We start from the raw sequence: 25,658 nt of genomic DNA on the forward strand, positions 1-25,658 counted from the left end.
TTATGAATTCTAAATCTTTAGAGAACAGTATCGTTAGAGATATGCAACTAGCTCCCGAAGGGCACTTAAAAATTGATTGGGTAGAAGCACATATGCCTGTACTTAATCGAATCCGTTCGCAATTTGAGGCGGAGCAACCATTTAAAGGATTGAAAGTGGCTATTTCACTCCATTTAGAAGCCAAAACGGCCTATTTAGCAAAAGTCGTGCAGGCAGGTGGAGCAGAAGTAACGATTGCAGGAAGTAATCCACTGTCTACACAAGATGATGTATGTGCTGCATTGGTAGAAGACGGTGTAACGGTATTGGCGAAACACAATCCTGAGCCTGAGGAATATAAAGAAATGTTGATTCGCTTGCTAGAAACGAAGCCTGATCTTATCATTGATGACGGGGGCGACCTTGTAACGATTCTACATACGGAACGTCCTGATCTACTCGTTAACATTCGTGGGGGTGCTGAGGAGACAACGACTGGGATTATTCGCTTGAAGGCGATGGAGAAAGATCAGATATTGAAGTTACCTATGGTAGCTGTAAATGATGCGTATTGTAAACATTTATTCGATAACCGCTATGGTACAGGGCAATCGGTATTTGATGCCATTAATCGGACGACAAACTTGGTTGTAGCAGGTAAAACAGTCGTTGTTGTAGGTTATGGTTGGTGTGGTAAAGGGGTTGCAATGCGTGCAAAAGGATTAGGCGCAAAAGTGATTGTTACAGAGGTTAATGCGATTCGTGCTGTAGAAGCACATATGGATGGATTCCATGTGATGCCTATGGTCGAAGCAGCGAAGCTAGGAGACTTCTTCATAACCGTGACTGGTAACCGTGATGTTATTACAGGCGAGCATTATGATGTGATGAAGGATGGGGCTATTCTTGCGAATGCTGGACATTTCGATGTCGAAGTGAATAAACCTGAAATTCTTGTTCGCTCAAGCTCTGTTCGGACGGTTCGTCGTAATATTGAAGAATATCAATTTAAAGATGGTCGTAAAATGTATCTCATCGCTGAAGGCCGCCTAGTAAATCTAGGTGCAGGTGATGGACATCCTGCTGAAATTATGGATATGACATTCGCCTTGCAGGCCATGTCACTGAAGTATGTGAATGATAATTATGAGACATTAGGTAAGCAAGTTCTTAATGTTCCTTATGAGATCGATGAACAAGTGGCACGCTTTAAGCTTGAAAGTTTGGGTATTACATTGGATTCGTTAAGTGAAGAACAAGTGGCTTATTTAGATAGTTGGAACGTACACTAACGGTGAGATAGATAATTTAGTAAGCCTCCTCGAAATTTTCTGGGGGGGCTTTTTTTTGTTGTGTGGTTTCTTATAACAATAAAAAAACATGCGCATGAAAGAAGGACTTTGATTTCTAATGGCGAATCTAGTATTGTTAAGTGGTGGAAAGTGGTGCAAAGTGGGGGAAATAGGTTAAAGGAGTGAGTGGGACAATGTTTATGGGGGAGTATCAGCATAGCATTGATGATAAGGGCAGGATGATTATTCCCGCTAAATTCCGCGAACTTTTAGGAACCTCATTTGTTGTTACCCGTGGCTTAGATCATTGTCTCTTTGTTTATCCAATAGAAGAATGGGCAGTGTTAGAACAGAAGCTTAAATCGCTTCCTCTAATGAAATCTGATGCACGTGCTTTCACACGGTTTTTTTTCTCGGGTGCCACCGAATGCGAATGGGACAAACAGGGTAGGGTAAACTTACCGAGTAATCTAAGAGAATATGCTAAATTAGATAAAGAGTGTGTTGTACTTGGTGTATCAAACCGCATGGAAATTTGGAGTAAATCAATTTGGAATGAATATTACAATCAATCCGAAGAAGGATTTAATGACATTGCAGAGAAATTAGTCGATTTTAACTTTGATTTTTAAATAGTCTGGAGGGTTGCAGCTTGTTTCATCACATCACGGTATTAAAAGAAGAAGCGACAGAAGGGCTGCGCATCAAAAGAGACGGCATTTATGTCGACTGTACTTTAGGAGGCGCAGGACATAGCTCTCTGATCGCATCCAAACTTGGAGAATATGGCAGATTAATTGGATTAGATCAAGATGACTGGGCGCTTGAACATGCACAAGAGAAATTAGCTCCCTATAGTGATCGAATATCCTTAGTGAAAACAAACTTTCGTTATTTAGAAGAGGCTTTGAAGGAACTGGCTGTTCCGCAAAAAGATGGAATTCCGCAAGTCGATGGTATCTTATTCGACCTAGGTGTCTCATCACCGCAGTTTGACGAAGGAGAACGGGGATTTAGTTATAATCACGATGCCCCATTGGATATGCGGATGGATCAATCCGCTACACTAACAGCAGACACGATCATTAATACATGGACGGAAAAAGAAATTGCTAGGGTGTTATTCCAATATGGAGAAGAGAAGTTCTCACGCCGCATCGCTAAAATTATTGTTGAAAGACGTGAGAAACAACCCATTCAAACTACAGGGGAATTGGTTGAGATTATTAAAGAAGGTATTCCGGCTGCTGCACGAAGAACAGGCGGACATCCGGCGAAACGGAGCTTTCAAGCGTTGCGAATTGCAGTCAATGATGAACTTGGGGCTTTTGAAGAAGGATTACACCAAGCTGTACGTTGTTTAGCACCTGGAGGTCGAGTGTCTGTTATTACGTTCCATTCCTTGGAGGATCGTATTTGCAAACAAATATTAAGCAGTTATGTTGCGAAGTGTACGTGCCCACCAGATTTCCCAATGTGTGTATGCGGTGGTCATGGTCAGATCAAACTGGTGAATCGTAAACCAATGATTCCAAGTGAATTGGAACTAGAAGAGAACTCTCGCGCAAGATCAGCCAAACTGCGAATCGCGGAGAAATTATAAATTAATTGGATTCATATCAATCAAGCTGGGATGCTCTAGAAGGGATGTGAGAAAATGGCATATACGCGTGGCAATTTAGCAGTAAAACCAAAACCAGAAGAACGCGTTTCTCCTGGTTACCGCGAACAAACTAAAGTCGTTACACGTCGAACATTTATTCCTCTTAAGGAAAAGATGCTCTATTTGTTCACTGTGATCGTATGTGTTGCTATAGCAAGTCTTGTGCTTCAACGCTACGCACATATCTATGATCTCAATAAACAGAGCCAAAGGATGAATTCCCAGATAAAAGCAAACCAGTTGAAAATGGCCCAGTTAGAATTGAAGAAACAAACCCTTAAGGAAACTATTGTTGAAACGGCGCTTAAAGAGGGTTATGTTTTACCATCGGAGCAGAGTATCATACGTGTACCCCGTGTTGCAGGTTCTATAGATGGTGACTGACACCCGGAAACAGATACGGATCTTAAATAGTGGATGTGAGGGTTGACTAATGGTAAAAAGAATAAAACTACGTACACTGCTTATAGGAGGATGTATAACCCTCCTCTTTGCTATTTTAATAACTAAGATTTTCTTCATTCAAGTGGTGAATGGTGATTTCTGGCATGAATATGCCGTGGATCAATGGTCGAAAAAAGATACGATTATCGCTACAAGAGGTACAATTACGGATCGGAACGGTGATGCGCTAGCGATTGAAGCTCCGGCATACACCGTGACGGTAAATCCAAAAGTTATTCATGAGAACGGTAATGAAGACGAGGTAGTGGCAGGGTTAAATGAGATCCTGGGTAAGGATGAAGATGAGTTACTTGAAATAGTGACTGCTACGGATCCTGCTAAGGTTACGGAGAATAATAAGGAAGGTTACTGGTCCAGTCGAGAGGTCCGTACAGAAGGCTTAAAAATCGGTGAAGAAAAAAAAGTACAAGTGAATGCATTAATTAATGAAATAACAGATGAACTCAAGAAGAACAAGAGCAAAGTGGTCGATTCAGGTATTGCGTTGATTAAAGAACAAAAACGATATTATCCTAACAAAAATCTAGCAGCACATATTCTGGGTTATGTAGATCGTGATGGTAAGGCGATATCAGGTCTTGAATCCTATTATAACACTGATCTTAGTGGGATAAATGGATATATAAATTATCAAAGTGATGGGCAGTTAGATAAGCTACCAAATACAGAAGAGGTTTATCAGCCTGCGATCAATGGTAAAAATTTAAAGCTGACGATTGACGATACCATACAGTATTATATTGAAGATGCTATGAAAGAGGCATATGCGAAATATAATCCAATCAGTATGACGGTTATTGCAGCGGATCCCAACACGATGGAAATTCTAGGGATGGCAAATTTGCCTACGTTCAATCCTAACTCCTATTGGAATGCTGATCCCGAAGATTTTAGAAATCATGCTATTAAATCCTTGTATGAGCCGGGATCTACATTTAAAATAGTTACGTTGGCTGGTGCCGTTGAAGAGAAGCTTATCAAGCCGACAGATGTTTATCAATCCGGGCAAATTCAAGTCAAGGGTACTAAAACTGTGCTTCATGATCAGAAACGTGCAGGCTGGGGAACTATCTCATATTTAGAGGGTGTTAAACGTTCTAGTAACGTAGCCTTCGTTAAGATGGGTTTCGAAATGCTTGGCAAAGAAAGATTTCTTAATTATATTAATAATTTCGGTTTCGGTAATCAAACAGGAATCGAGATGGCGGGGGAATCAACCTGGCCGATTAATCTACCAGGTAATGTAGAGGTGGCAACGGCATCCTACGGCCATGCGGTCTTAGTTACACCCATTCAGCAGATTACAGCGATTTCTGCCATTGCTAACGGAGGCAAACTACTAAAACCGCATATCATCAAAGAAATTCATAATCCAAATACAGGGAAAACAGATGTTACTAAACCAAAAGTGGTTCGCCAGGTGATATCAGCAGAAACGGCTAAGGAAACAGGAATGTATTTGGAACAGGTTGTTGCCGATCAAGAGATTGGAACTGGACGACATGCATATATTGATGGATATCGAGTAGCAGGTAAAACAGGAACTGCTGTTAAATCTATCAATGGTAAATATGATTATGATAAGTCTGTCGTTTCTTTCGTTGGGTATGCGCCAGTGAACGATCCGAAAATTGCTGTTATTGTTATTATTGATGAGCCGAACGATGCGAATGTAGGTGGGGGAGCAGCGGCTGCACCTGTATTCAAAAAGATTGTATCTCAATCACTTCAGTATATGAATGTTCCAAAAGTGATATCAGATGATGAAAAAAATGATAAACAAGATTCCAAGAAGACTAGTATTGCAGTTACACCTAGATCTAAAGCACCTGGAGTGGTAGGGAAGACGATTGAGGCCGCTAAAAATGAAATGCTTAATACGGGTATTGCCTACGTAACCTTAGGTAAAGGTAATAAAGTCATTCGACAATACCCACCTAAAGGTACCATTATGAATTCTGGGCAAAGTATCTATCTTTTAACAGAAGAGAGTACTACGATGGAAATACCAGATCTGAAGGGTAAATCTCTAAGAGATGCATTACAGGTATTGACGTTGATGAAATTGGCCGTTAACGTAGAAGGTGAAGGGTATGTCACCGAACAAAAAGTAATAGAATCACAAGGCAAGCGTACAGTCCAATTAACTCTGAAGCCTCCGAATATTCTGGTGGATGATCCAGTTCAAGAAGATGAGAATAAGTAGATAGAGTAGAACAGATAGCTTGTTCTAAGCCCTAGTTATCCTGAATATTCATGATATAACACGTATCGTGAGATCAGGATTAACTAGGGAGGGTATGCGATGAGAGTTTCAAATGTGACGCTGAGACGGAGGCTACTATGGAGCTTGCTGCTCTTTTGCGTCCTATTTATTGCTTTAATGGGCAGACTTGCTTATGTACAACTTGGACAAGGTAAAGAGTTATCTGACAAAGCAGAGGATTTATGGAGAAGACAGCTTCCCTTTACGGCTAAAAGAGGAGAAATATTAGATCGTAATGGCACTGCGTTAGCTTACAATATTAGTTCACCGACCGTTTGGGCCATACCTGTTCAGGTAAAAGAACCTGATAAGACAGCTGCGGCCTTGTCGCCTCTGATTGGAATGAGTCAGGAGAAGATTCTGGAGAAAATAACTAAAAAGAAATCCATGAATGTTAAATTGCAACCCGGTGGACGTAAAATCACGATGGAGCTCGCTCAGGATATTCGTGATTTAAAGTTGCCGGGTATCATTGTTGCAGAGGACAATAAGAGGTATTATCCTTATGGTGATTTAGCTGCACATATTCTTGGATTCACTGGGATTGATAATCAGGGGATAACGGGTATTGAACAGAAGTATGATGATAAGTTAAAAGGATTCGATGGAAACATATCTTATTTGTCCGATGCAGGTGGTAGGCTAATGCCGGGTTCTTCTGAGAAGTATTCCGAGCCAAAGGACGGTCTTAGTCTTGAACTTACCATTGATAAATCGATCCAATCGATTATGGAACGTGAGTTAGATCAAGCTATGGTTCAGACGCAAGCTAGAGGAGCCTGGTCTATTGCCATGAATCCCAAAACCGGTGAAATTCTTGCTATGGCAAGCCGACCCGGATATGAGCCGGCACAGTATAAGGAGTATCCAGCGGAAGTGTATAACCGTAACCTTCCTATATGGATGACTTATGAACCCGGATCCACGTTTAAGATTATTACACTTGCTGCTGCTCTGGAGGAGAATGAAGTAGATTTGGAACATGACACTTTTTTTGATCCTGGATATGTTAAAGTAGGTGGAGCCACGTTAAGATGTTGGAAGAAGGGTGGCCACGGTAGCGAGACTTTTCTTGAAGTGGTAGAGAACTCATGTAACCCTGGTTTCGTAGCATTAGGTCAAAAGCTTGGTAAAGAGACACTATTTAAATATATTCGTAATTTCGGATTCGGTTCTAAGACGGGTATTGATTTGAATGGAGAAGAAAATGGAATACTATTTAAATTGTCTAACGTAGGGCCTGTTGAACTTGCTACTACAGCTTTTGGTCAAGGGGTCTCAGTTACTCCAATACAACAAGTAGCGGCAGTCTCGGCGGCGATAAATGGTGGGAATCTATACAAACCGTATGTTTCAAAAGCCTGGATTAATTCCCAGACAAATACGATTGTAGAAGAAACACAACCAGAGCTAGTAAGACGGGTTATCTCAGAAGAAACATCTAAGAAGGTTAGAGAAGCACTTGAAAGTGTCGTAGCCAAAGGAACGGGCCGTCCGGCGTTTATTGATGGTTATCGTGTTGGTGGAAAGACAGGAACAGCACAAATTGTAGTGAACGGTCGTTATTCTGCTACCGAGCATATTGTATCATTTATAGGTTTTGCTCCTGCAGACGATCCTCAAATCGTCGTATACACTGCTGTTGATAACCCTAAAGGGATCCAATTCGGGGGTGTAGTTGCGGCTCCAATTGTACAAAATATACTAGAGGATTCCCTCCATTATATGAAAGTACCTGAACGCAAAGATCAGATCTCCAAAGAATATAAATATGGTGAGACAAAGATCGTCACCGTTCCGGACCTAGTGGGTGCTTCTGTTCAAGATTTATATGAGGAGCTTAATATGAACTTCATGCTCTCTAAATCAGGGAGTGGTACTACGGTTGTAAGTCAGGCTCCTAAACCTGGCAGCAGAGTGGAGCAAGGGTCAACTATTCGCATTTATATGGGTAGTGTGGATTCAGATCAGAACGTTGGAAATAAGGCGCCTTAAGGTGCCTGACATTCGCCAAATATGACGATAATTGAAATAAGTGAGGGATTATTGATGAGACTTAATGAATTAGCTTCAACATTAACTATCAAACATATTGTTGGCAGCGGAGATATTACATTGTGTGGGATACAGACAGATTCGCGTAAGGTTAATGAAGGAGACTTGTTTATCTGTTTACCAGGTCACACGGTAGACGGTCATGATTATGCACAGCAAGCAACGGAACGAGGTGCTGTGGCACTTGTTGTAGAACGTCAATTGGATATTGATGTGCCACAAGTTATCGTTAAAGATTGTCGCTACGCTATGGCTGTACTTGCCGATTCTTTCTTTGGATCACCCAGTAAGCAAATGAAGGTTATTGGGATTACTGGAACGAATGGAAAAACAACAACAGCGTATCTAATCGAGAAAATTATGAATGATCATGGTGTGAAGACAGGATTGATTGGAACTATTCAGATGCGTTATGGGGGACGTATATTCCCTATGTCTGGTACTACTCCTGAAGCATTGGAATTACAGCGTTCGTTGCATGATATGGCAGCAAGTGGTACCCGTTGTTGCGTTATGGAAGTATCCTCTCATGCGTTGGAGCAAGGTCGTGTTAAAGGGACGGATTACCGCACAGCTATTTTCACGAACCTTACACAAGATCATTTGGATTATCATCATACGATGGAAGAGTATCGTGCTGCCAAAGGATTGTTCTTTTCTCGTATGGGGAACTCTTTTCAAAGTAATGGAGACAAACGAAAGTTTGCCGTGCTTAATGCAGATGATCCTGCATCGGAGTATTTCAAAAACATTACATCGGCAGAAGTCATTACATATGGTCTAGAGGAAGGCGCGGATGTACGTGCGACTCAGATTTCAATTACGGCACAAGGTACCCAATTCCATGTTGACTCTTTTAAAGGAAGCACAGATATCAAACTGAGAATGGTTGGTAAATTTAACGTGTATAATGCTTTGGGTGCGATCACGGCTGCTCTATTAGAAGACGTTCCACTTGATGAAATCAAGCGTAGCCTTGAATCTTTAGCTGGTGTTGATGGTCGCGTTGAAGCTGTGGATGCAGGACAGCCGTTTGCTGTCATTGTTGATTATGCGCATACACCAGATGGACTTGAGAATGTGTTGAAGACGGTGAATGAGTTCGCGGTGGGTCGTGTATTAACTGTATTTGGTTGTGGCGGTGACCGTGATAAGACGAAGCGTCCAATCATGGGTAAAATAGCAGCGAAATATAGTGATGTTGTATTGGTTACTTCTGATAATCCACGGACAGAAGATCCTGAAGCTATTCTAAAAGATATCGAACAAGGACTTATGGAAGATCAAGTAGCCGTAGAAAAATATCAGTTGATCGTAGATCGAAGAATGGCTATTCAAAAGGCTATTGATATGGCAAGCCCTGAAGATGTAGTATTGATTGCGGGGAAAGGTCATGAGACCTATCAAAAAATTGGACACACGACTCATGATTTCGATGATCGTATCGTCGCAAAAGAAGCGATAAGGGGTATACAATAGTGATTAATAAAACATTGGGTGAAATAGCCGTCATGTGTGACGGAACCCTCAGTCATGAACACGAGTATGATCATTCGATTCAGGGAGTGATCACAGACTCTCGCCATATTGCGGCGGGTTGTTTATTTGTGCCACTTGTGGGAGAACGATTTGATGGTCATACTTATGCAGCAAGGGCGTTGGAAATAGGGGCAGGTGCTACACTCTGGCAAAGGGATCGAGGAGAATGCCCTAAAGGTAGGGTCATAGAGGTGAATGATACGCTAGAGGCTTTACAATTGCTAGCTAAAGCGTATTTAAAAGAAATAGGTTGTAAGGTTGTTGGTATTACAGGTAGTAACGGGAAAACAACAACGAAAGATATCGTGTCTGCCCTATTAGAGACGACTTATAAAGTGCATAAGACGGCGGGTAACTATAATAATCATATTGGTCTTCCGCTTACCATTCTGCAAATGGATACGGATGTAGACATCGTGGTATTAGAAATGGGTATGAGTGGCCGGGGTGAGATCGAGATCCTATCAGCCATAGGTCAACCAGATGTTGCGATCATCACGAATATTGGGGAATCGCATCTCTTACAGTTAGGATCTCGAAAAGAGATTGCCCGTGCGAAGGTAGAAATTATAAGTGGTATGAAGTCAGGTGGTTTACTTATTTATAATGGTGATGAGCCTCTTATCTCTGAAGCATTAGATGAATTATCTGATAGCAAACCAGAAGGCTTCCACACATTAACGTTTGGGTTGGATTCAACGAATGATGATTATCCAACAGGGATGATGTTTCATGGGAAAGGTATTATTTTCACATCCCACGTCCACAAGGAGTTAGGATTCGATTTACCTCTACTCGGTCGCCATAATGTGGTTAACTGTTTAGCGGGACTTACAGTTGCACGTTATTTCAATATAAGCGAGGACAAGATAAAAGATGGATTATCTCACTTGCAGTTAACGGGTATGCGTATTGAACAATTAGTCTCTACGCGTGGAATTACCGTACTTAATGATGCCTATAATGCTAGTCCGACATCAATGAAGGCAGCGATTGATGTGCTTCATAATGCGAAAGGGTATCGACGGAAAGTTGCAGTGCTCGGGGACATGCTAGAGCTTGGTCCACTAGAAAAAGAATATCATGCTGAAATTGGAAGCTACATGACTACGGATAAAGTAAATATGCTGTATACATACGGACCGTTGTCCTCATGTATAGCGGAGGCAGCAAAGGTCAATCTCACAGAGACTAACGTATTTGCATTTACAGATAAAGCTGCATTGATAACACATCTTGAAGAGCATATTCATCCTAAGGACATTGTACTTGTCAAAGGTTCACGTGGGATGAAGCTTGAAGAAGTTGTGAATGCTCTAATAGAGAAGTGCTAGCAGATCTGATGAACGGAGGGGTGAAACTATGGACATTCAATTATTATTACTAACAATCGGTGTATCCTTTATTCTGGCAGTCATTGCTGCACCTATACTCATTCCTTTGTTGCGTCGTATGAAATTTGGGCAGCAGATACGACAGGATGGGCCTGAGAGTCACTTGATGAAAGCTGGTACACCTACCATGGGTGGAGTTGTGATTTTATTAGCTTTTACATTATCTTATTTAAAATTTTCAGTTGTTAATACGGATTTCTATGTGTTGCTTATTGCAACGCTTGGATTCGGATTGATAGGTTTTCTTGATGATTATATTAAAATTGTCTTTAAGCGATCATTGGGGTTGACACCTCGTCAGAAGTTATTTGGACAATTGCTCTTCTCGGGTATCATATGTTACTTACTTTTTCAAAATGGGCACGATACATCCATTACTATACCTGGTACCTCATGGGGTTGGGACTGGGGCGGTTGGTTCTATTATCCATTCATTATTCTTATGCTTCTCGCTATCAGCAATGCTGTTAACTTTACGGATGGTTTAGATGGATTGTTATCCGGAGTGAGTGCCATCGCTTTCGGAGCTTTTGCTCTAGTAGCTATGCAAGCTACATCACTTCCAGCAGCTTTCTGTGCAGCAGCGATGATCGGTGCCGTGTTAGGCTTCTTAGTGTTTAATGCACATCCTGCTAAAGTATTCATGGGAGATACGGGTTCATTAGGTATCGGGGGAGCTATTGGTGCGATTGCTATCGTCACGAAAAGCGAGCTATTATTCCTTATCATTGGAGGCATATTTGTTATAGAGATGCTCTCTGTAGTTCTACAAATCGGATCTTTTAAACTAAGAGGTAAACGAATTTTCAAAATGAGTCCTATTCATCATCACTTTGAGCTTTCAGGTTGGTCGGAATGGCGGGTTGTTATTACATTTTGGGTTGTGGGACTCGTACTCGCAGGTCTCGGAATTTATATTAACAAGGGGTTGTAATCATGAATCATCCAGACACATACAGAGATAAGCAAGTTGTTGTACTTGGACTTGCAAAGAGTGGTGTGGAAGTTGCAAAAGTTCTTCATCGTATGGGGGCTATTGTAACCGTTAATGACAAAAAGGAGAAAGATCAGTGTCCCGAAGCTTCTGAATTAGACGCTTTGGGAATTTCTGTTATTTGCGGCGGACATCCACCGGATCTTATTCATCCTGGTATTGCCTTAGTTGTGAAGAACCCAGGTATCCCTTACTCTGTGCCACCTCTAGTTAAGGCTATGGAGCTTGAGATTGAGATTGTTACGGAAGTGGAAGTTGCTTATTATCTAAGTAAGGCACCGATCATTGGGATTACCGGTTCGAATGGTAAGACAACAACTACCACGTGGGTAGGTAACATTTTTCGTTCAGCAGGGTTGTCTCCAATCGTAGCAGGTAACATAGGTACACCACTTTGTACGGCTGTACAGAGTGCCTCTGAGGACGACTGGATGGTAGTTGAACTTAGTAGCTTTCAACTCAAAGGAACGAAAGAGTTCCGACCTCAGATCGCTTGTCTTCTAAATGTTGCTGAGACGCATTTAGATTATCATGGTGGCATGGAGGATTATGTCTCTTCAAAAGCTAATCTGTTCATGAACCAACATGAGGAAGATACCGCGATCCTCAATTGGGATGATCCAACGTGTCGCAGTCTTGTACCCCACATGAAGGGGAAGATATTACCTTTTTCTATGAGTGAAGAATTAGTAGAAGGTGTTTATGTTAGCCCTTCATTTATAGCAGATATCGAGGACTCGGTTGCGCGAACAGTTGTATATCGTGATGGAAATGGCATCATTCATGAGATCATCCCTGTAGAGGATATTGGTATTGCAGGACGTTTTAATGTCGGAAATGCACTTGCTGCTTGTGCAATTGCCATAACAGCAGGAGTTCCAATATCTCAACTAGCTACGCCACTTTCTACGTTCCGTGCTGTAGAGCATCGTCTGGAATATGTTAAGGAGATTGAGGGTGTCTCTTACTACAACAATTCCAAAGCAACAAACTCCAAAGCGACAACGATGGCACTTACCTCATTTAAGAACCCAATTGTATTAATAGCGGGTGGATTGGATCGTGGTTCCGACTACATGGAATTGCTAACCGTATTGGGAGAGAAAGTAAAAGCAGTTGTATTACTTGGAGAAACGAAAGAAAAAATAGCAAAAGTTGCCGAACTTGCTGGATTAAAGCTGATTTCACTCGTCGATACTGTTGAGGACTCCGCCTCGACATTGATTACGGCCGTGAAGGAAGCTGCTACATTTGCTGAGCCAGGTGACATTGTTCTATTGTCTCCAGCATGTGCAAGTTGGGATATGTTTACATCATATGAAGAACGCGGACGCATTTTTAAAGAGGCGGTGCATAATCTTTAAGTAGGGGGGATGTGGATAAGCCCCTACTTTCTCTTCAAGAGGTGGCCTTTCATGAATAAAACACGCCCAAGCCCAGATCTTTGGCTCCTATTATGTATTCTTGCTCTACTTACGATTGGCATTGTTATGGTTCAGAGCGCAGGTTCTGTACTTGGTTTCCATGATTATGGAGATTCCTATTATTTTGTTAAACGCCAAGCCATATTTGCTGGCTTAGGCCTCATGGCTATGTTTGTTACAGCCAACGTTGATTATCGATTTTGGTTAAAATATGCCAAGGTGTTTTTATTGATATGTTTTATCCTACTCATCGCTGTACTCATTCCTGGGATCGGTAATGTGCGAGGTGGCGCTCGAAGTTGGCTTGGTATTAGTTCATTTGGTATTCAACCATCCGAGTTCATGAAGCTTGGAATGATTCTATTTCTGGCGAAGTGGTTGAGTCAGGAGAATTTCAATATCACTTCATTCACCAAAGGTCTCCTTCCACCCCTTGGATTAATCGGGACTGCCTTTGCTCTTATTATGATGCAGCCGGACTTGGGGACAGGAACTGTTATGTTTGGAGCGTCACTCATGATCGTATTTACAGCTGGTGCCCGTATGAAACATCTTGGATTGCTTGGCCTTGTTGGTGTTATTGGATTTGCTGGACTTATTCTAGCAGCTCCATATCGTCTGAAACGGATCACGGCTTTTCTTGATCCATGGTCAGATCCTTTAGGAGCGGGATATCAGATTATACAATCCCTTTATGCTATCGGTCCAGGAGGACTTGGTGGCTTAGGCTTAGGCATGAGTCGTCAAAAGTATAGTTATGTACCAGAACCACAGACCGATTTTATCTTTTCTATTTTGGCGGAAGAGCTTGGATTTATTGGTGGAATGATTGTATTACTACTCTTTCTGATACTAGTATGGCGTGGAATGCGGATTGCGATAAACATATCGGATAGTTTTGGTAGTTTACTTGCTGTCGGTATTGTGGGCATGGTTGCTATTCAAGTCATCGTTAATATCGGTGTCGTTATCGGGATGATGCCTGTAACAGGGATTACGCTACCCTTGATCAGTTACGGTGGGTCATCATTGACACTCATGCTTACTGCACTAGGTATACTACTGAATATATCCAGGTTTGCGAGGTGACATGAATGCGAGTGATTCTATCGGGTGGTGGAACGGGTGGACATATTTATCCTGCGGTTGCCATTGCAAGACAATGTGAAGAGGATGAACCCGGTTCTAAGTTCTTATATATTGGGGGGACTCGTGGTTTAGAGAGTAAGTTAATTCCACAAGAGAAAATTCCATTTAAATCTCTCGATATAACCGGTTTTCGTAGAGCGATATCTATGGATAATCTGAAGACTATGATTCGTTTTGTAAAAGGGGTACAGACCTCTAAGCGATATCTATTAGAGTTCAAACCGGATGTTGTAGTAGGAACAGGCGGATATGTGTGTGGTCCTGTGGTATACGCAGCTGCTAAATTAGGCATTCCATCCATCATCCATGAGCAGAATGCGATTCCCGGATTAACAAACTCATTTTTGAGCCGATATGTGAGCACAGTTGCGGTAAGTTTTGCCAATGTAGAAGCTTCATTTCCTAGGGCTAAACATGTGATCTATACGGGGAACCCAAGAGCTACAACCGTGCGCCACGCCAATAGAAATCGAGGCTTCGCTACGTTAGGAATACCGATGGAAAGTTCGGTTGTTTTAGTCGTAGGAGGAAGTAGGGGAGCAAAGGCAATTAATGATACGATGATTCAAATGTCCCCACTTTTGGATAAATTAAAACATATCCATTTTGTTTATGTTACGGGAGAACCTTATTTCGATCTAACGTTCGAACAGATTCGAAGTAAGTTAGGAAGTATCCCTAATCATCTACATATACTTCCTTATGTACATAATATGCCAGAAGTACTTGCTGCTACTTCTCTTATTGTGAATAGAGCAGGTGCCTCTTTTTTGGCAGAGATCAATTCTCTGGGCATTCCATCGATACTTATTCCTTCACCTAATGTCACCAACAACCATCAGGAGGCTAATGCAAGAATACTTGAGAAAGAAGGGGCATCTCTAGTCATTCTAGAGAAAGAATTGACTGGAGATATACTGTTTCAAAAGATTGAGAGTATTATGGGCAATTTGGATGTTCATAAACAGATGTCAGCATCCTCCCGTAAGTTGGGTAAACCAGATTCAGCTCAAGTCATAGTTGAGGAAATGCGACGTTTGGTTGGAGCTCCTTAAAAGACATTAGCGTTTGTCACACACCTAAGTAGCATGACATAAGATACCCTATAATCGTGATAATCGCCCAAGGACACGGCAAATCATACTATAGACCAAATGTTCTCCTGAATTCATTGAGAAATGTCATATTTGTTTAATGGTAAGGAGGAATTTATTTTGCTGCAATGGACTTCGCTATTATCGAACAATAATGTCGGGGAGATCTTTCTGAATGAACCCATGACAACACATACAACATGGAAAATCGGTGGACCTGCCGACGCCCTCATCGTTCCTGAAACGAGAGAACAATTGCAAAAACTTATTACTCTACTCCATCAGCATGACATTCCATGGATACAGATTGGACGCGGATCCAACATCCTCGTCTCAGACAAGGGTATTCGTGGAGTTGTTATTAAACTTGGTTCTGGGTTTGAGTATGCTGATTTTCAGGAGGAAACCGTAACTGCAGGAGGTGCTTGCTCATTTGTGAAGTTGGGCGTACTTTCAGGCAGACATGGATTAACGGGTCTAGAGTTTGCAGGAGGGATTCCTGGTTCTGTTGGTGGATCCGTATATATGAACGCCGGAGCCCATGGGTCTGATGTATCACGCATAATCAAGTCCGCTGAGATTGTACTGGACACAGGAGAATTGGTATCCTATTCTGCTGAAGAAATGGCTTTTGCTTATCGACACTCTGTTCTGCATCACCGCAAGGGAGTAGTAATAGAAGCTACATTCGGGCTTCATTATGAAGATCGGAGAGAGATTGCGGCCGCGTTAGCAACATTCAAAGATCGCCGTCGTCGTACTCAACCGTTGCAGATGCCCTGTGCAGGAAGTGTGTTCCGTAACCCAACAGGTGATCACGCCGCAAGGCTTATCGAAGCTTCGGGACTTAAGGGATACCGAGTTGGTGGAGCAGAGGTTTCATTGCAGCATGCCAATTTTATTGTGAATACCGGTCAAGCGACAGCAGAGGACGTGCTCACACTTATGCACGAAATTCAGAATAAAGTAAATTCTGATTATGGTATCTCTTTGGTACCAGAAGTGTTAATAGTAGGTGAGCGGTAAATTCGGAGGTGATACATTGGACAAATTGGTGATTGAGGGAGGCAAAGCCCTATCAGGAACCGTGCGTATCCATGGAGCCAAAAATGCCGCATTGCCAATTCTAGCTGCATGTTTGCTGGCTGAAGGTGAAGTTCATTTGCATAATGTCCCATGGCTCTTGGATATTGAAGTCATGATGAGCATCCTGAATCGGCTCGGATGCCAAACACGGCATGAGCAAGAAATGGTCATTGTGGATACGTCGACCGCCAATTCGTTTCATGTACCGGAAGACTTAATGAAACAGATGAGATCATCTATTTTTCTAATGGGGCCTTTGTTAGCTAGGTTTGGTGAAGTAACTTTTTATCAACCTGGAGGATGTGCGATCGGGGAACGAAAGATAGACCTTCATTTACATGGGTTAAGAGCATTGGGTGCAGAGATTGAGGAGAACGATCAACAGATTCTTTGTAAAGCACGCAAACTGGTTGGGGCAGACATCCATTTAGATTTTCCTAGTGTTGGTGCAACGGAGAACATTATGATGGCTGCGGTATTGGCGGAGGGAACGACCACAATTACGAATGCGGCTCGTGAACCTGAAATTCAGGATCTTCAGAACTTCTTGAACCAAATGGGAGCAGGTATTATTGGAGCTGGGACGGATACGATTACGATTCAAGGTGTGAAGAAGCTTAATCCATGCACCTACGAGATTATTCCAGATCGGATCGTAGCAGGAACAGTTATGATTGCGGCCGCTGCCACACGTGGCACTGTAACCTTAACGCATTGTAATCCTACCCATCTTACATCATTAATTCATGTCCTTAAGCGCGCTGGTGTTCAAATTGGTGTATGCAATGATATAATAAGCGTAAGCTGTATGGGTCGTCCTAAAGCAGTGGAACGAATTATTACTTCACCATACCCATCATTTCCAACAGATTTACAATCTCAGGTTATGGTACTGTTAACTTTATCAGATGGATTCAGTGTGATGAAGGAGACAGTATTTGAAGGAAGATTTAAACATGTGGATGAATTGACTGTAATGGGTGCAGATATTTCTATCGATCGTAATTATGCTTTTATACGTGGTGTTCAAAGATTGTATGGGGCAACGGTCGAAGCCACAGATTTGAGGGCAGGAGCCGCGTTAGTGATTGCCGGTTTGGCTGCCCAAGGTAAGACTATTGTGGAGCAGGTGCATCACATTGACCGGGGATATGATCATATTGAACGACTATTCCAGAAGCTTGGAGCAGATATTCAGAGACATTCTCCGGTATCCAAACAGTTAGATTTGGCCAACTAAGGTCCTACTTATCCCCTCTCTTAGAAGAGGGGATAAGAGGCATTTTATGGAGAGTTGATATGTCGAAGACTTCTATACCCGCTCTTAAAAGTAATAAACCCAGAAAAATAAAAACCAGTCGCAAAATTATTTTTATTCTGATGTTCATGTTTTTAGCCCTACTTGCTGTTCTTTATTTTAGATCGCCGATAAGTCGAGTCTCAGATATTCAATTTCAAGGCAATGTATTCACTACAAGTGAGCAGTTATTACAAGCAGGTGACTTAAACGTAGGTGAGCAATTTTTCGGGGTTTCTGCATCGACTATCGGAAAGAAAATAATGGCTTTGAATTCAATTCAGAATGTTACAGTGGACAAGCAATTCCCAGGTGTCATTCAAATCCAGGTTCAAGAATATCCAACGGTTGCCTATGAGCTAGGAGAAGATGGGTCTCTCAAAGCCATTTTATCCAGTGGCGCTAAAGTTTCTGTGAATTCGAGTGGGGTTGCTGTTGAGAAACCGATATTAACGCAATGGGATTCTGAAGACCCTTTTAAATTAGAGCTTAGTCAAGTTCTGGGTGCTATACCGAATCAATTAACTTCAGATATTTCAGAAATTATGCCATCACCCACTGTGTCTTTCCCAGACCGCATTAAATTATATACACGATCGAGGTTTGAAGTGATTACGGCTGTATCCTTACTTAAGGATAAAGTAGGATACCTCAATCAAGTGATAGAGACGGAAGAACCTGGATTGATTACGATGCTTGAGGCCGATTCCTATGTTCCATTCGTATCCGTAAATAGCGAGACTGATAATGGGGATGGGACTACTAATAACTAAGGAAAAATGCTACAATTAATTTTATAGACAAGCCTGTTTCTTTCCTTTATTTATAATATTAATGAATAAATAGCTGACAATAGTTGGAATGCAAAAAAAATGTTGGAAAAAGAGGAAAAAAAGAAGTCATGTTGAATATGTAAAGAGCGTCTTTTCAAATCGCAATTCATTTTGAAAAACAGGAGGTGCCACAGTTGAGCAACAATGATATCATTGTTAGTTTGGACATCGGTACATCCAAAGTTCGTGCTATTATTGGGGAAGTAAATAATGGAACCTTTAATATTATTGGAGTTGGATCTGCCGACTCAGAAGGAATTCGCAAAGGTGCAATTGTAGATATTGATCAGACCGTACAATCAATCCGCAGCGCAGTGGATCATGCAGAACGTATGGTTGGTATTCAAATATCTGAAGTATATGTCGGTATATCAGGGAATCATATTGGACTTCAATCAAGTCACGGCGTCGTGGCTGTATCGAACGAGGATCGGGAAATTGGAGAAGAAGATATTGAACGTGTGCTTAAAGCTGCTGAAGTCGTTGCTTTGCCTCCAGATCGAGAGATTATTGATGTTGTAGCTAAGCAATACGTTGTAGACGGTCTTGAAGGAATTCAAGATCCACGAGGTATGATCGGCGTTCGTTTGGAAGTTGAGGCAATTATAATTACTGGGGCAAAACCGGCCATACACAATCTTTTACGTTGTGTAGAGAAATCTGGCTTAAAGATCAATGACTTAGTTCTAATGTCTTTGGGTTCGGGTCAAATGTCTTTATCTAAGGATGAAAAGACTATGGGTTCTGTACTTGTTGATATCGGTGCAGGAACAACAAGTATTGCTGTTTTTGAAGGTGGTACTATGGTTGCTACATCTACATTACCTATTGGTGGGGAATACGTTACCAATGATATTGCTTATGGGTTACGAACATTAACAGATCAAGCTGAAAAGGTGAAGTTGAAATACGGATGTGCTTTAGTGGATGATTCCGCTTCAGATGTTATTTTTAAAGTAACTCGAATTGGAAGCAACGTAGAAAAGGAATTCAGTCAACAAGATTTGGCTGCTATTGTTGAACCACGTATTCAAGAAATATTCCATCTCCTTCATCAAGAAGTGAAACGTCTAGGTTACAATGAACTCCCTGGTGGTTATATCTTAACAGGAGGCACTGTTTCTATGCCTGGTGTCCTTCAGGTTGCACAAGCTGAACTGGCCGCTTCTGTAAGAATTGCAGTACCCGATTATATTGGGGTGAGAGACCCAGGATTTACTAGTGGTGTGGGTGTGCTTCATAATGTGATACGTAGCTTTAAAGGGCGTAGTGTCACAACGACTAATAATAAAAAGCAACCAAACCGCAACAACAAAGTGAATCTCGCGTCTAATCAAAGTAAGTCTCAAAAAACCGGGCTAGTAGAGCGTGTGAAAAATATGTTCAGTGAATTTATATAAGGTGTTCATTTAAAAGTGAACGAGCCATCCATGCACAATGAGGGGGAGATGGAATAGTATGTTGGAATTTGATTTTGATATGGAGAGTTTAGCACAAATTAAAGTGATTGGCGTTGGTGGTGGAGGTAGTAACGCGGTCAATCGAATGATTGAGAATGGCGTTCAGGGCGTAGAATTTATTACGGTGAATACAGATGCGCAAGCTCTGCATATGGCGAAATCTGAACATAAGTTACAGATTGGTGATAAGTTAACGAGAGGTTTAGGCGCTGGCGCTAATCCAGAAGTTGGAAAGAAAGCCGCTGATGAATCTCGAGATTTGATCTCGAATACACTTAAGGGTGCAGATATGGTATTCGTCACAGCCGGAATGGGTGGTGGAACGGGTACAGGTGCTGCTCCTGTTATTGCTGAGATCGCAAGAGAGTGTGGAGCACTGACTGTAGGTGTTGTTACACGTCCATTTACTTTTGAAGGGCGGAAACGTTTCTCACAAGCAGAGCTTGGAATTGAGGCTCTTAAGGAGAAAGTCGATACACTGATTGTTATTCCTAACGATCGTCTATTGGAAATTGTTGATAAGAAAACACCGATGTTGGAAGCATTTAGAGAAGTTGATAATGTTCTTCGTCAAGCAGTACAAGGTATATCTGACCTTATTAAAGTACCGGGCCTAATTAACCTTGACTTTGCAGATGTGAAGACTATAATGACGGAGCGTGGATCAGCACTCATGGGTATCGGGATGGCTACGGGTGAGAATCGTGCAGCAGAGGCAGCACGTAAGGCTATTATGAGTCCATTACTCGAGACTTCCATCGAGGGTGCACGTGGCGTCATTATGAATATTACAGGCGGTTCTAATCTTTCATTGTATGAAGTGAATGAAGCTGCAGAAATTGTTACTTCTGCTTCAGATCCAGATGTGAATATGATCTTTGGTGCAATTATTGACGAGAATCTAAAAGATGATATCAAGGTTACTGTGATCGCTACTGGATTTGAGCATAAACAAGCAACGCCGCACGTTCAAATGCGTAAACCAGGAACACCAGAGACAGAGTCTGCCGAGAACCGTAATAACAACAACAACAACTTGCGTCCATTTGGTAATCAACCGAGTAGTGACCAACTGGATATTCCGACCTTTTTACGGAATAGAACACGCCAGAACAACGAATAATTTGTATGATGATTATTATTATTTTTGAAAGGTCCGTTTTCTTTATAGAAATCGGGCCTTTTTTGTGTGTTCTTCTAATCTACCTCGTTCAAATATGACGAAGCTTCTTCCATAAAATATCCTCTATCGACAAAAAAAATCTACGAATGCTTCCAGGTTTAGACAGACTTTGGAACGTAATCTTTCTATACTAAACACATCTCCCAAAATTAAAATGAAATAGCTTTGAAACCAACGGCTTATATAATCCTAGAATCAAAGCTCAGGCAGGTGAGAGTAGTGGTTGTGTATATCGATCTTATTTTTATTACTAATCTGCTTATTGATGGGACTCTCTTGTGGTTGACTGGCTGGATGCGTAAAATCAAAACGCCATGGTGGCGTATTTCTTTATCAGCCTTGTTAGGTGCCCTTTATGTCATCATGATGTTCGTACCAGAACTTACGTTCATGTATACCTTTCTCATAAAGTTTGGTCTTTCATTATTTATGTTGTGGATCGCTTTTGGATTTGGAAGTCTACAACACTATATGAGGAATATGGGCGCATTTTATATTATTAATTTTGCTGCAGCTGGTGGAATTATTGGCATTCATTATCTGTTGCAAAATTCAAGTGATATCTGGGACGGAATTTGGTATACGACATCTGGAGGGCTTTCTTTTGAACTGAAGATTGGGTTTTGGTTTATGGTTATCGCGTTTATAATCGTTATTTTCTGGTTTAAGATGGTCCAATCTTCAAAGCGTAAGTTAGATAACAGGCATGTATATTTAGCTGAAGTGAAAGTAAGTATTGGTGGTGAAATGGTAAGCTGTACAGGACTGTTAGATACGGGTAATCAATTGTGCGACCCTCTAACACGCATTCCGGTTATGGTGATGGAGGCCTCTTTATGGGCTGAATATTTGCCTGCTTCATGGAGAGATAAACTTGTTGAAGGAGAAGCGGACAAACTAATTATGGAGCTTGGTGAGGAAGGATCGACTTTTCCTTGGCAAGATCGGTTGAGATTGGTTCCATACCGAGGAGTGAATCGAGGCACAGCGTTTATGTTAGCTTTAAAACCGGATTCCGTTGAAATCTGTATGGATGACAGAATAAGTATCTCAACGAGAGTGCTGATTGGACTTGATGGAGGTACACTGTCTGCTGAGAATGCATATAGAGCTATCATTCATCCGGATATGATTGAGGAGGGGAGTTATACCTCAAATACAACGAAGACACCTATAGCATCGCCTCCCCCCCCTGTTAGCTAATATATTAGGTAATTTCAAGATGATGATTGTGAAACATAGTTTTTTTGAAAAACATGAAATTTATGTTCACGAAGATAAGTTCCTATGGAAACTAGTTATATGCTTACGAAGAAAGTTTTCTTACAGAAAACTCTTAGGAGGAAATCATTCATGTTAGTAAAATGGAAATTAGCGGTACAAATACAATATTATCGTGCACTCTTCTTATTTGGACTGAAAAGTGAGGAAATATACTACATAGGAGGAAGCGAGGCTCTACCTCCACCTCTAACGCGGGAAGAAGAGGAATATCTTCTTCAGAGGCTCTCAACGGGCGACGCAGCGATTCGAGCTATGCTCATTGAACGTAATTTGAGACTGGTTGTATATATTGCACGTAAGTTTGAGAATACAGGTATCAACATTGAAGATTTGGTATCTATTGGGGCTATTGGTCTGATCAAGGCTGTGAATACGTTCGATCCGGAGAAAAAAATAAAATTAGCTACGTATGCATCTCGATGTATTGAGAATGAAATTCTGATGTATTTGCGTCGAAACAATAAAATTCGAAGTGAGGTTTCATTTGATGAACCATTAAATATTGATTGGGATGGAAATGAACTATTACTGTCAGATGTACTAGGTACAGAGAATGATACGATTTATCGGAATATTGAAGAACAAGTTGACCGTAAATTATTGCATAAAGCTCTTGATAAATTGACTGAACGTGAGCGTACGATTATGGAACTTCGATTCGGACTACAGGATGGTGAGGAAAAGACACAAAAGGATGTTGCCGATATGTTAGGGATTTCACAATCCTATATTTCTCGATTGGAGAAGAGAATTATTAAACGGTTACGTAAGGAATTTAATAAAATGGTGTAAGTAGATAGATGAACAAAATCTATATTGATTAGTCAACTAGGAATAAAATGAGCCTCTAGGGAGATAATGTACATTAATGTTTCTCCTTGGGAGGTAAATCATCATGACCCGAAACAAAGTTGAAATCTGTGGGGTAGATACTGCAAAACTTCCGGTTCTAACGAATGTGGAAATGCGGGAATTGTTCCATAACTTACAACAAAATAACGAACGTTCAGCTAGGGAAAAGTTAGTAAATGGTAATTTAAGATTGGTACTAAGTGTGATTCAACGGTTTAATAATCGAGGGGAATTCGTCGACGATTTATTTCAGGTAGGTTGTATTGGGCTAATGAAGGCTATTGATAATTTTGATTTATCACAAAATGTAAAATTCTCAACGTATGCGGTACCCATGATTATTGGGGAAATTCGGAGGTATTTACGGGATAACAATCCAATAAGAGTATCACGATCTCTACGTGACATAGCATATAAAGCGCTTCAAGTCCGAGATTCCTTAACGAACCAAAATTGTAGGGAACCTACGATTTTTGAAATTTCTGCGGCACTTAATGTTCCAAAAGAAGATGTAGTTTTTGCGCTTGATGCAATTCAAGATCCTGTATCGTTATTTGAACCCATTTATCATGATGGTGGCGATCCGATATATGTCATGGATCAGATTAGTGACGATAAGAACAAAGATGTCTCATGGATTGAGGAAATTGCCTTAAGAGAAGCTATGCACAGATTAGGACAACGAGAAAAGATGATCCTTTCCAAGCGTTTTTTTGAAGGTAAAACTCAAATGGAAGTTGCAGAGGAGATTGGCATCTCACAGGCCCAAGTATCTAGGTTAGAAAAGTCAGCTATTCAGCAAATGCAAAAACATGTTAAATCATGACAAATAAATCCTTAATCGGATGATAAAAGTACATGAAGAGCGTTCCTAAGGGAGCGCTCTTTTTAAAAAGATAAGAAAGAAATGAATCCACTTCATAATCGCAATGCATCTTGATCGATTTATGTAATTATCAAATGAACCTTTATTCCTTATACTGCTGTTTCAACTTGTTCGAGATTACAATGGGAGATTATATTTGATGAGGGAATGCAATAAAAAAGACATTTTGCCAATTCTCTACATATATTAATCATATAACTTTATTTCTGAAGGTGTGAAGCTATGATTACAGAAAAACAAATGGTGGGGATGATGATGAAGATCTCCGATTTTCAAACTAAGGATGTTATTAATATTGTGGACGGTAAACGATTGGGGCAAATTAGTGATCTAGAGCTTGATTTACGGCAGGGACGGATTGAAGCGATCGTCGTACCGAACTATACCCGATTTATGGGCTTATTTGGTGGCCGTAGCGACCTAATTATTCCTTGGCATAATATTGTGAAAATAGGGTCTGACGTCGTATTGGTCAAGATGGAAGAAATCAAAGAAGCACCTCAAGATAAGGATATAGATCGAAGTGAACGAACGGATCGCCGACCTTATTAAAAGTTTATCAAAGGAAACTAGATATATGATACACTGGATCAGAGGTGAATGATATGGAACCATTCGTTATAAATAATAATCGTAAAGATATGAATCCAGCTTTATTTATGTTGGAACCGTGGAGAATATTCGATAAAATAAGTGTAGGGTTTACTGGTCGACATGGAGGAACTAGCCAAATACCGTATGACAGTTTAAACTGTGCATTCCATGTTGGTGATGATTCGATAGATGTAATAAATAATCGGAATAGCGTATTGAAGATGATAGGTTTTGCAGATCATGCATGGACATGTGGTGAACAAGTTCACAGTAATCATGTGGAGATCGTTCACATTGAAGATAAAGGACGAGGAAGTGTAGATCGATCATCTGCATTTCAGAATACGGATGGATTGCTCACAAATGTACCGGGCATACTATTGACTTCTTTTTATGCGGATTGTGTTCCTTTATATTTCTATGATCCTATTAAACAAGTGGTTGGGCTTGCACATGCGGGCTGGAAAGGAACGGTATCGAAGATAGCCTCAATGATGGTGGACAAGATGATACTAGAGTATGGAAGCAATGTGCATGATATCCGGACAGCTATAGCTCCTTCTATTGGCCCATGTTGTTATGAAGTGGATGATAAAGTGATGCTATCGGTTTACGATTTAGAAAAAGAAATCATGGGTAATAATAACCATCCTGTTTCTTGGTATCTGAATAAAGACGACGGAAAAAGTATGCTAAACTTGAAAGAAATGAATCGACAGATTATGATGAAAGCAGGAATATTGCCGACTCATATCGAATGTACAACATATTGTACAAGTTGCCATAATGATTTGTTCTTCTCTTATCGCAAAGATGGAGGAACGACAGGACGTATGGCTAGCTGGATCGGCATCAAGTGAGGGGCTTTT

General features: G+C 41.0%; 22 protein-coding genes. All 22 read left to right on the forward strand.

From position 1 onward, the window contains the following. Nucleotides 1–2 precede the first annotated feature (2 nt). The 22 genes from AC1D69_RS00595 (at nucleotide 3) to pgeF (ending at nucleotide 25,649) form a co-directional block, all read left to right on the forward strand. Nucleotides 3–1,271: an adenosylhomocysteinase gene (locus tag AC1D69_RS00595; RefSeq protein WP_495454220.1), complete on the forward strand. Its 1,269-nt coding sequence runs from the start codon at nucleotides 3–5 to the stop codon at nucleotides 1,269–1,271. Between the two features lie 194 nt (nucleotides 1,272–1,465). Then, the gene (gene mraZ / locus AC1D69_RS00600; protein WP_495454221.1) at nucleotides 1,466–1,903 is read left to right on the forward strand and encodes a division/cell wall cluster transcriptional repressor MraZ; all 438 of its coding nucleotides are present in this window, start codon (nucleotides 1,466–1,468) and stop codon (nucleotides 1,901–1,903) included. 20 nt (nucleotides 1,904–1,923) lie between these two features. Continuing rightward, on the forward strand, nucleotides 1,924–2,874 hold the full coding sequence (gene rsmH, locus AC1D69_RS00605) for a 16S rRNA (cytosine(1402)-N(4))-methyltransferase RsmH (RefSeq protein ID WP_495454222.1): 951 nt from the start codon (nucleotides 1,924–1,926) through the stop codon (nucleotides 2,872–2,874). A gap of 54 nt (nucleotides 2,875–2,928) precedes the next feature. Further along, nucleotides 2,929–3,318 (forward strand): hypothetical protein, encoded by a 390-nt coding sequence (locus tag AC1D69_RS00610; RefSeq protein WP_495454223.1) that lies wholly within the window; start codon nucleotides 2,929–2,931, stop codon nucleotides 3,316–3,318. Nucleotides 3,319–3,367: 49 nt separating this feature from the next. Continuing rightward, nucleotides 3,368–5,605: a penicillin-binding transpeptidase domain-containing protein gene (locus tag AC1D69_RS00615; protein ID WP_495454224.1), complete on the forward strand. Its 2,238-nt coding sequence runs from the start codon at nucleotides 3,368–3,370 to the stop codon at nucleotides 5,603–5,605. 99 nt (nucleotides 5,606–5,704) lie between these two features. Next, complete coding sequence (locus AC1D69_RS00620; protein WP_495454225.1) at nucleotides 5,705–7,660, forward strand: stage V sporulation protein D; 1,956 nt, start codon at nucleotides 5,705–5,707, stop codon at nucleotides 7,658–7,660. Between the two features lie 54 nt (nucleotides 7,661–7,714). Beyond that, complete coding sequence (locus AC1D69_RS00625; protein WP_495454226.1) at nucleotides 7,715–9,199, forward strand: UDP-N-acetylmuramoyl-L-alanyl-D-glutamate--2,6-diaminopimelate ligase; 1,485 nt, start codon at nucleotides 7,715–7,717, stop codon at nucleotides 9,197–9,199. Nucleotides 9,200–9,201: 2 nt separating this feature from the next. Further along, on the forward strand, nucleotides 9,202–10,593 hold the full coding sequence (locus AC1D69_RS00630; protein WP_495454719.1) for a UDP-N-acetylmuramoyl-tripeptide--D-alanyl-D-alanine ligase: 1,392 nt from the start codon (nucleotides 9,202–9,204) through the stop codon (nucleotides 10,591–10,593). Between the two features lie 28 nt (nucleotides 10,594–10,621). Further along, nucleotides 10,622–11,587 carry a phospho-N-acetylmuramoyl-pentapeptide-transferase gene (gene mraY / locus AC1D69_RS00635; protein WP_495454227.1) on the forward strand — a complete coding sequence of 322 codons (966 nt, stop codon included), beginning with the start codon at nucleotides 10,622–10,624 and terminating at the stop codon, nucleotides 11,585–11,587. Between the two features lie 2 nt (nucleotides 11,588–11,589). Then, nucleotides 11,590–13,011 (forward strand): UDP-N-acetylmuramoyl-L-alanine--D-glutamate ligase, encoded by a 1,422-nt coding sequence (gene murD / locus AC1D69_RS00640; protein WP_495454228.1) that lies wholly within the window; start codon nucleotides 11,590–11,592, stop codon nucleotides 13,009–13,011. A 51-nt stretch (nucleotides 13,012–13,062) separates the two neighbouring features. Beyond that, a complete protein-coding gene (spoVE, locus tag AC1D69_RS00645; protein WP_495454229.1) occupies nucleotides 13,063–14,160 on the forward strand; it encodes a stage V sporulation protein E in 1,098 nt (365 codons plus the stop codon). Between the two features lie 5 nt (nucleotides 14,161–14,165). Beyond that, nucleotides 14,166–15,275, forward strand: coding sequence for an undecaprenyldiphospho-muramoylpentapeptide beta-N-acetylglucosaminyltransferase (gene murG / locus AC1D69_RS00650; RefSeq protein WP_495454230.1), 1,110 nt, complete (start codon nucleotides 14,166–14,168; stop codon nucleotides 15,273–15,275). A 159-nt stretch (nucleotides 15,276–15,434) separates the two neighbouring features. Beyond that, nucleotides 15,435–16,340: a UDP-N-acetylmuramate dehydrogenase gene (murB, locus tag AC1D69_RS00655; RefSeq protein WP_495454231.1), complete on the forward strand. Its 906-nt coding sequence runs from the start codon at nucleotides 15,435–15,437 to the stop codon at nucleotides 16,338–16,340. A gap of 16 nt (nucleotides 16,341–16,356) precedes the next feature. Further along, complete coding sequence (gene murA, locus AC1D69_RS00660; RefSeq protein ID WP_495454232.1) at nucleotides 16,357–17,640, forward strand: UDP-N-acetylglucosamine 1-carboxyvinyltransferase; 1,284 nt, start codon at nucleotides 16,357–16,359, stop codon at nucleotides 17,638–17,640. A gap of 59 nt (nucleotides 17,641–17,699) precedes the next feature. Beyond that, on the forward strand, nucleotides 17,700–18,470 hold the full coding sequence (locus AC1D69_RS00665; protein WP_495454233.1) for a cell division protein FtsQ/DivIB: 771 nt from the start codon (nucleotides 17,700–17,702) through the stop codon (nucleotides 18,468–18,470). A 194-nt stretch (nucleotides 18,471–18,664) separates the two neighbouring features. Further along, a complete protein-coding gene (ftsA, locus tag AC1D69_RS00670) occupies nucleotides 18,665–19,930 on the forward strand; it encodes a cell division protein FtsA (RefSeq protein ID WP_495454234.1) in 1,266 nt (421 codons plus the stop codon). Nucleotides 19,931–19,988: 58 nt separating this feature from the next. After that, nucleotides 19,989–21,113, forward strand: coding sequence for a cell division protein FtsZ (gene ftsZ / locus AC1D69_RS00675; RefSeq protein WP_495454235.1), 1,125 nt, complete (start codon nucleotides 19,989–19,991; stop codon nucleotides 21,111–21,113). Between the two features lie 279 nt (nucleotides 21,114–21,392). After that, nucleotides 21,393–22,376, forward strand: coding sequence for a sigma-E processing peptidase SpoIIGA (gene spoIIGA / locus AC1D69_RS00680; RefSeq protein WP_495454236.1), 984 nt, complete (start codon nucleotides 21,393–21,395; stop codon nucleotides 22,374–22,376). A gap of 150 nt (nucleotides 22,377–22,526) precedes the next feature. Then, nucleotides 22,527–23,249 (forward strand): RNA polymerase sporulation sigma factor SigE, encoded by a 723-nt coding sequence (sigE, locus tag AC1D69_RS00685; protein ID WP_495454237.1) that lies wholly within the window; start codon nucleotides 22,527–22,529, stop codon nucleotides 23,247–23,249. Between the two features lie 103 nt (nucleotides 23,250–23,352). Next, entirely contained in the window at nucleotides 23,353–24,135 is a 783-nt protein-coding gene (gene sigG, locus AC1D69_RS00690; RefSeq protein WP_495454238.1) for an RNA polymerase sporulation sigma factor SigG, read from the forward strand. A 282-nt stretch (nucleotides 24,136–24,417) separates the two neighbouring features. Beyond that, entirely contained in the window at nucleotides 24,418–24,747 is a 330-nt protein-coding gene (locus AC1D69_RS00695) for a YlmC/YmxH family sporulation protein (protein ID WP_495454239.1), read from the forward strand. A 53-nt stretch (nucleotides 24,748–24,800) separates the two neighbouring features. Beyond that, nucleotides 24,801–25,649, forward strand: coding sequence for a peptidoglycan editing factor PgeF (pgeF, locus tag AC1D69_RS00700; RefSeq protein ID WP_495454240.1), 849 nt, complete (start codon nucleotides 24,801–24,803; stop codon nucleotides 25,647–25,649). The last annotated feature ends 9 nt before the right edge of the window (nucleotides 25,650–25,658 follow it).

The organism is Paenibacillus sp. Y301 (genome assembly GCF_059445505.1).

What these genes read in the sequence shown, in the direction of transcription:
- AC1D69_RS00595 (WP_495454220.1), top strand. Translation starts at nt 3, where the DNA reads ATGAATTCTAAATCTTTAGAGAACAGTATCGTTAGAGATATGCAACTA.
- mraZ (WP_495454221.1), top strand. Translation starts at nt 1,466, where the DNA reads ATGTTTATGGGGGAGTATCAGCATAGCATTGATGATAAGGGCAGGATG.
- AC1D69_RS00610 (WP_495454223.1), top strand. Translation starts at nt 2,929, where the DNA reads ATGGCATATACGCGTGGCAATTTAGCAGTAAAACCAAAACCAGAAGAA.
- AC1D69_RS00615 (WP_495454224.1), top strand. Translation starts at nt 3,368, where the DNA reads ATGGTAAAAAGAATAAAACTACGTACACTGCTTATAGGAGGATGTATA.
- AC1D69_RS00620 (WP_495454225.1), top strand. Translation starts at nt 5,705, where the DNA reads ATGAGAGTTTCAAATGTGACGCTGAGACGGAGGCTACTATGGAGCTTG.
- AC1D69_RS00625 (WP_495454226.1), top strand. Translation starts at nt 7,715, where the DNA reads ATGAGACTTAATGAATTAGCTTCAACATTAACTATCAAACATATTGTT.
- mraY (WP_495454227.1), top strand. Translation starts at nt 10,622, where the DNA reads ATGGACATTCAATTATTATTACTAACAATCGGTGTATCCTTTATTCTG.
- murD (WP_495454228.1), top strand. Translation starts at nt 11,590, where the DNA reads ATGAATCATCCAGACACATACAGAGATAAGCAAGTTGTTGTACTTGGA.
- spoVE (WP_495454229.1), top strand. Translation starts at nt 13,063, where the DNA reads ATGAATAAAACACGCCCAAGCCCAGATCTTTGGCTCCTATTATGTATT.
- murG (WP_495454230.1), top strand. Translation starts at nt 14,166, where the DNA reads ATGCGAGTGATTCTATCGGGTGGTGGAACGGGTGGACATATTTATCCT.
- AC1D69_RS00665 (WP_495454233.1), top strand. Translation starts at nt 17,700, where the DNA reads ATGTCGAAGACTTCTATACCCGCTCTTAAAAGTAATAAACCCAGAAAA.
- ftsZ (WP_495454235.1), top strand. Translation starts at nt 19,989, where the DNA reads ATGTTGGAATTTGATTTTGATATGGAGAGTTTAGCACAAATTAAAGTG.
- sigE (WP_495454237.1), top strand. Translation starts at nt 22,527, where the DNA reads ATGTTAGTAAAATGGAAATTAGCGGTACAAATACAATATTATCGTGCA.
- sigG (WP_495454238.1), top strand. Translation starts at nt 23,353, where the DNA reads ATGACCCGAAACAAAGTTGAAATCTGTGGGGTAGATACTGCAAAACTT.
- AC1D69_RS00695 (WP_495454239.1), top strand. Translation starts at nt 24,418, where the DNA reads ATGATTACAGAAAAACAAATGGTGGGGATGATGATGAAGATCTCCGAT.
- pgeF (WP_495454240.1), top strand. Translation starts at nt 24,801, where the DNA reads ATGGAACCATTCGTTATAAATAATAATCGTAAAGATATGAATCCAGCT.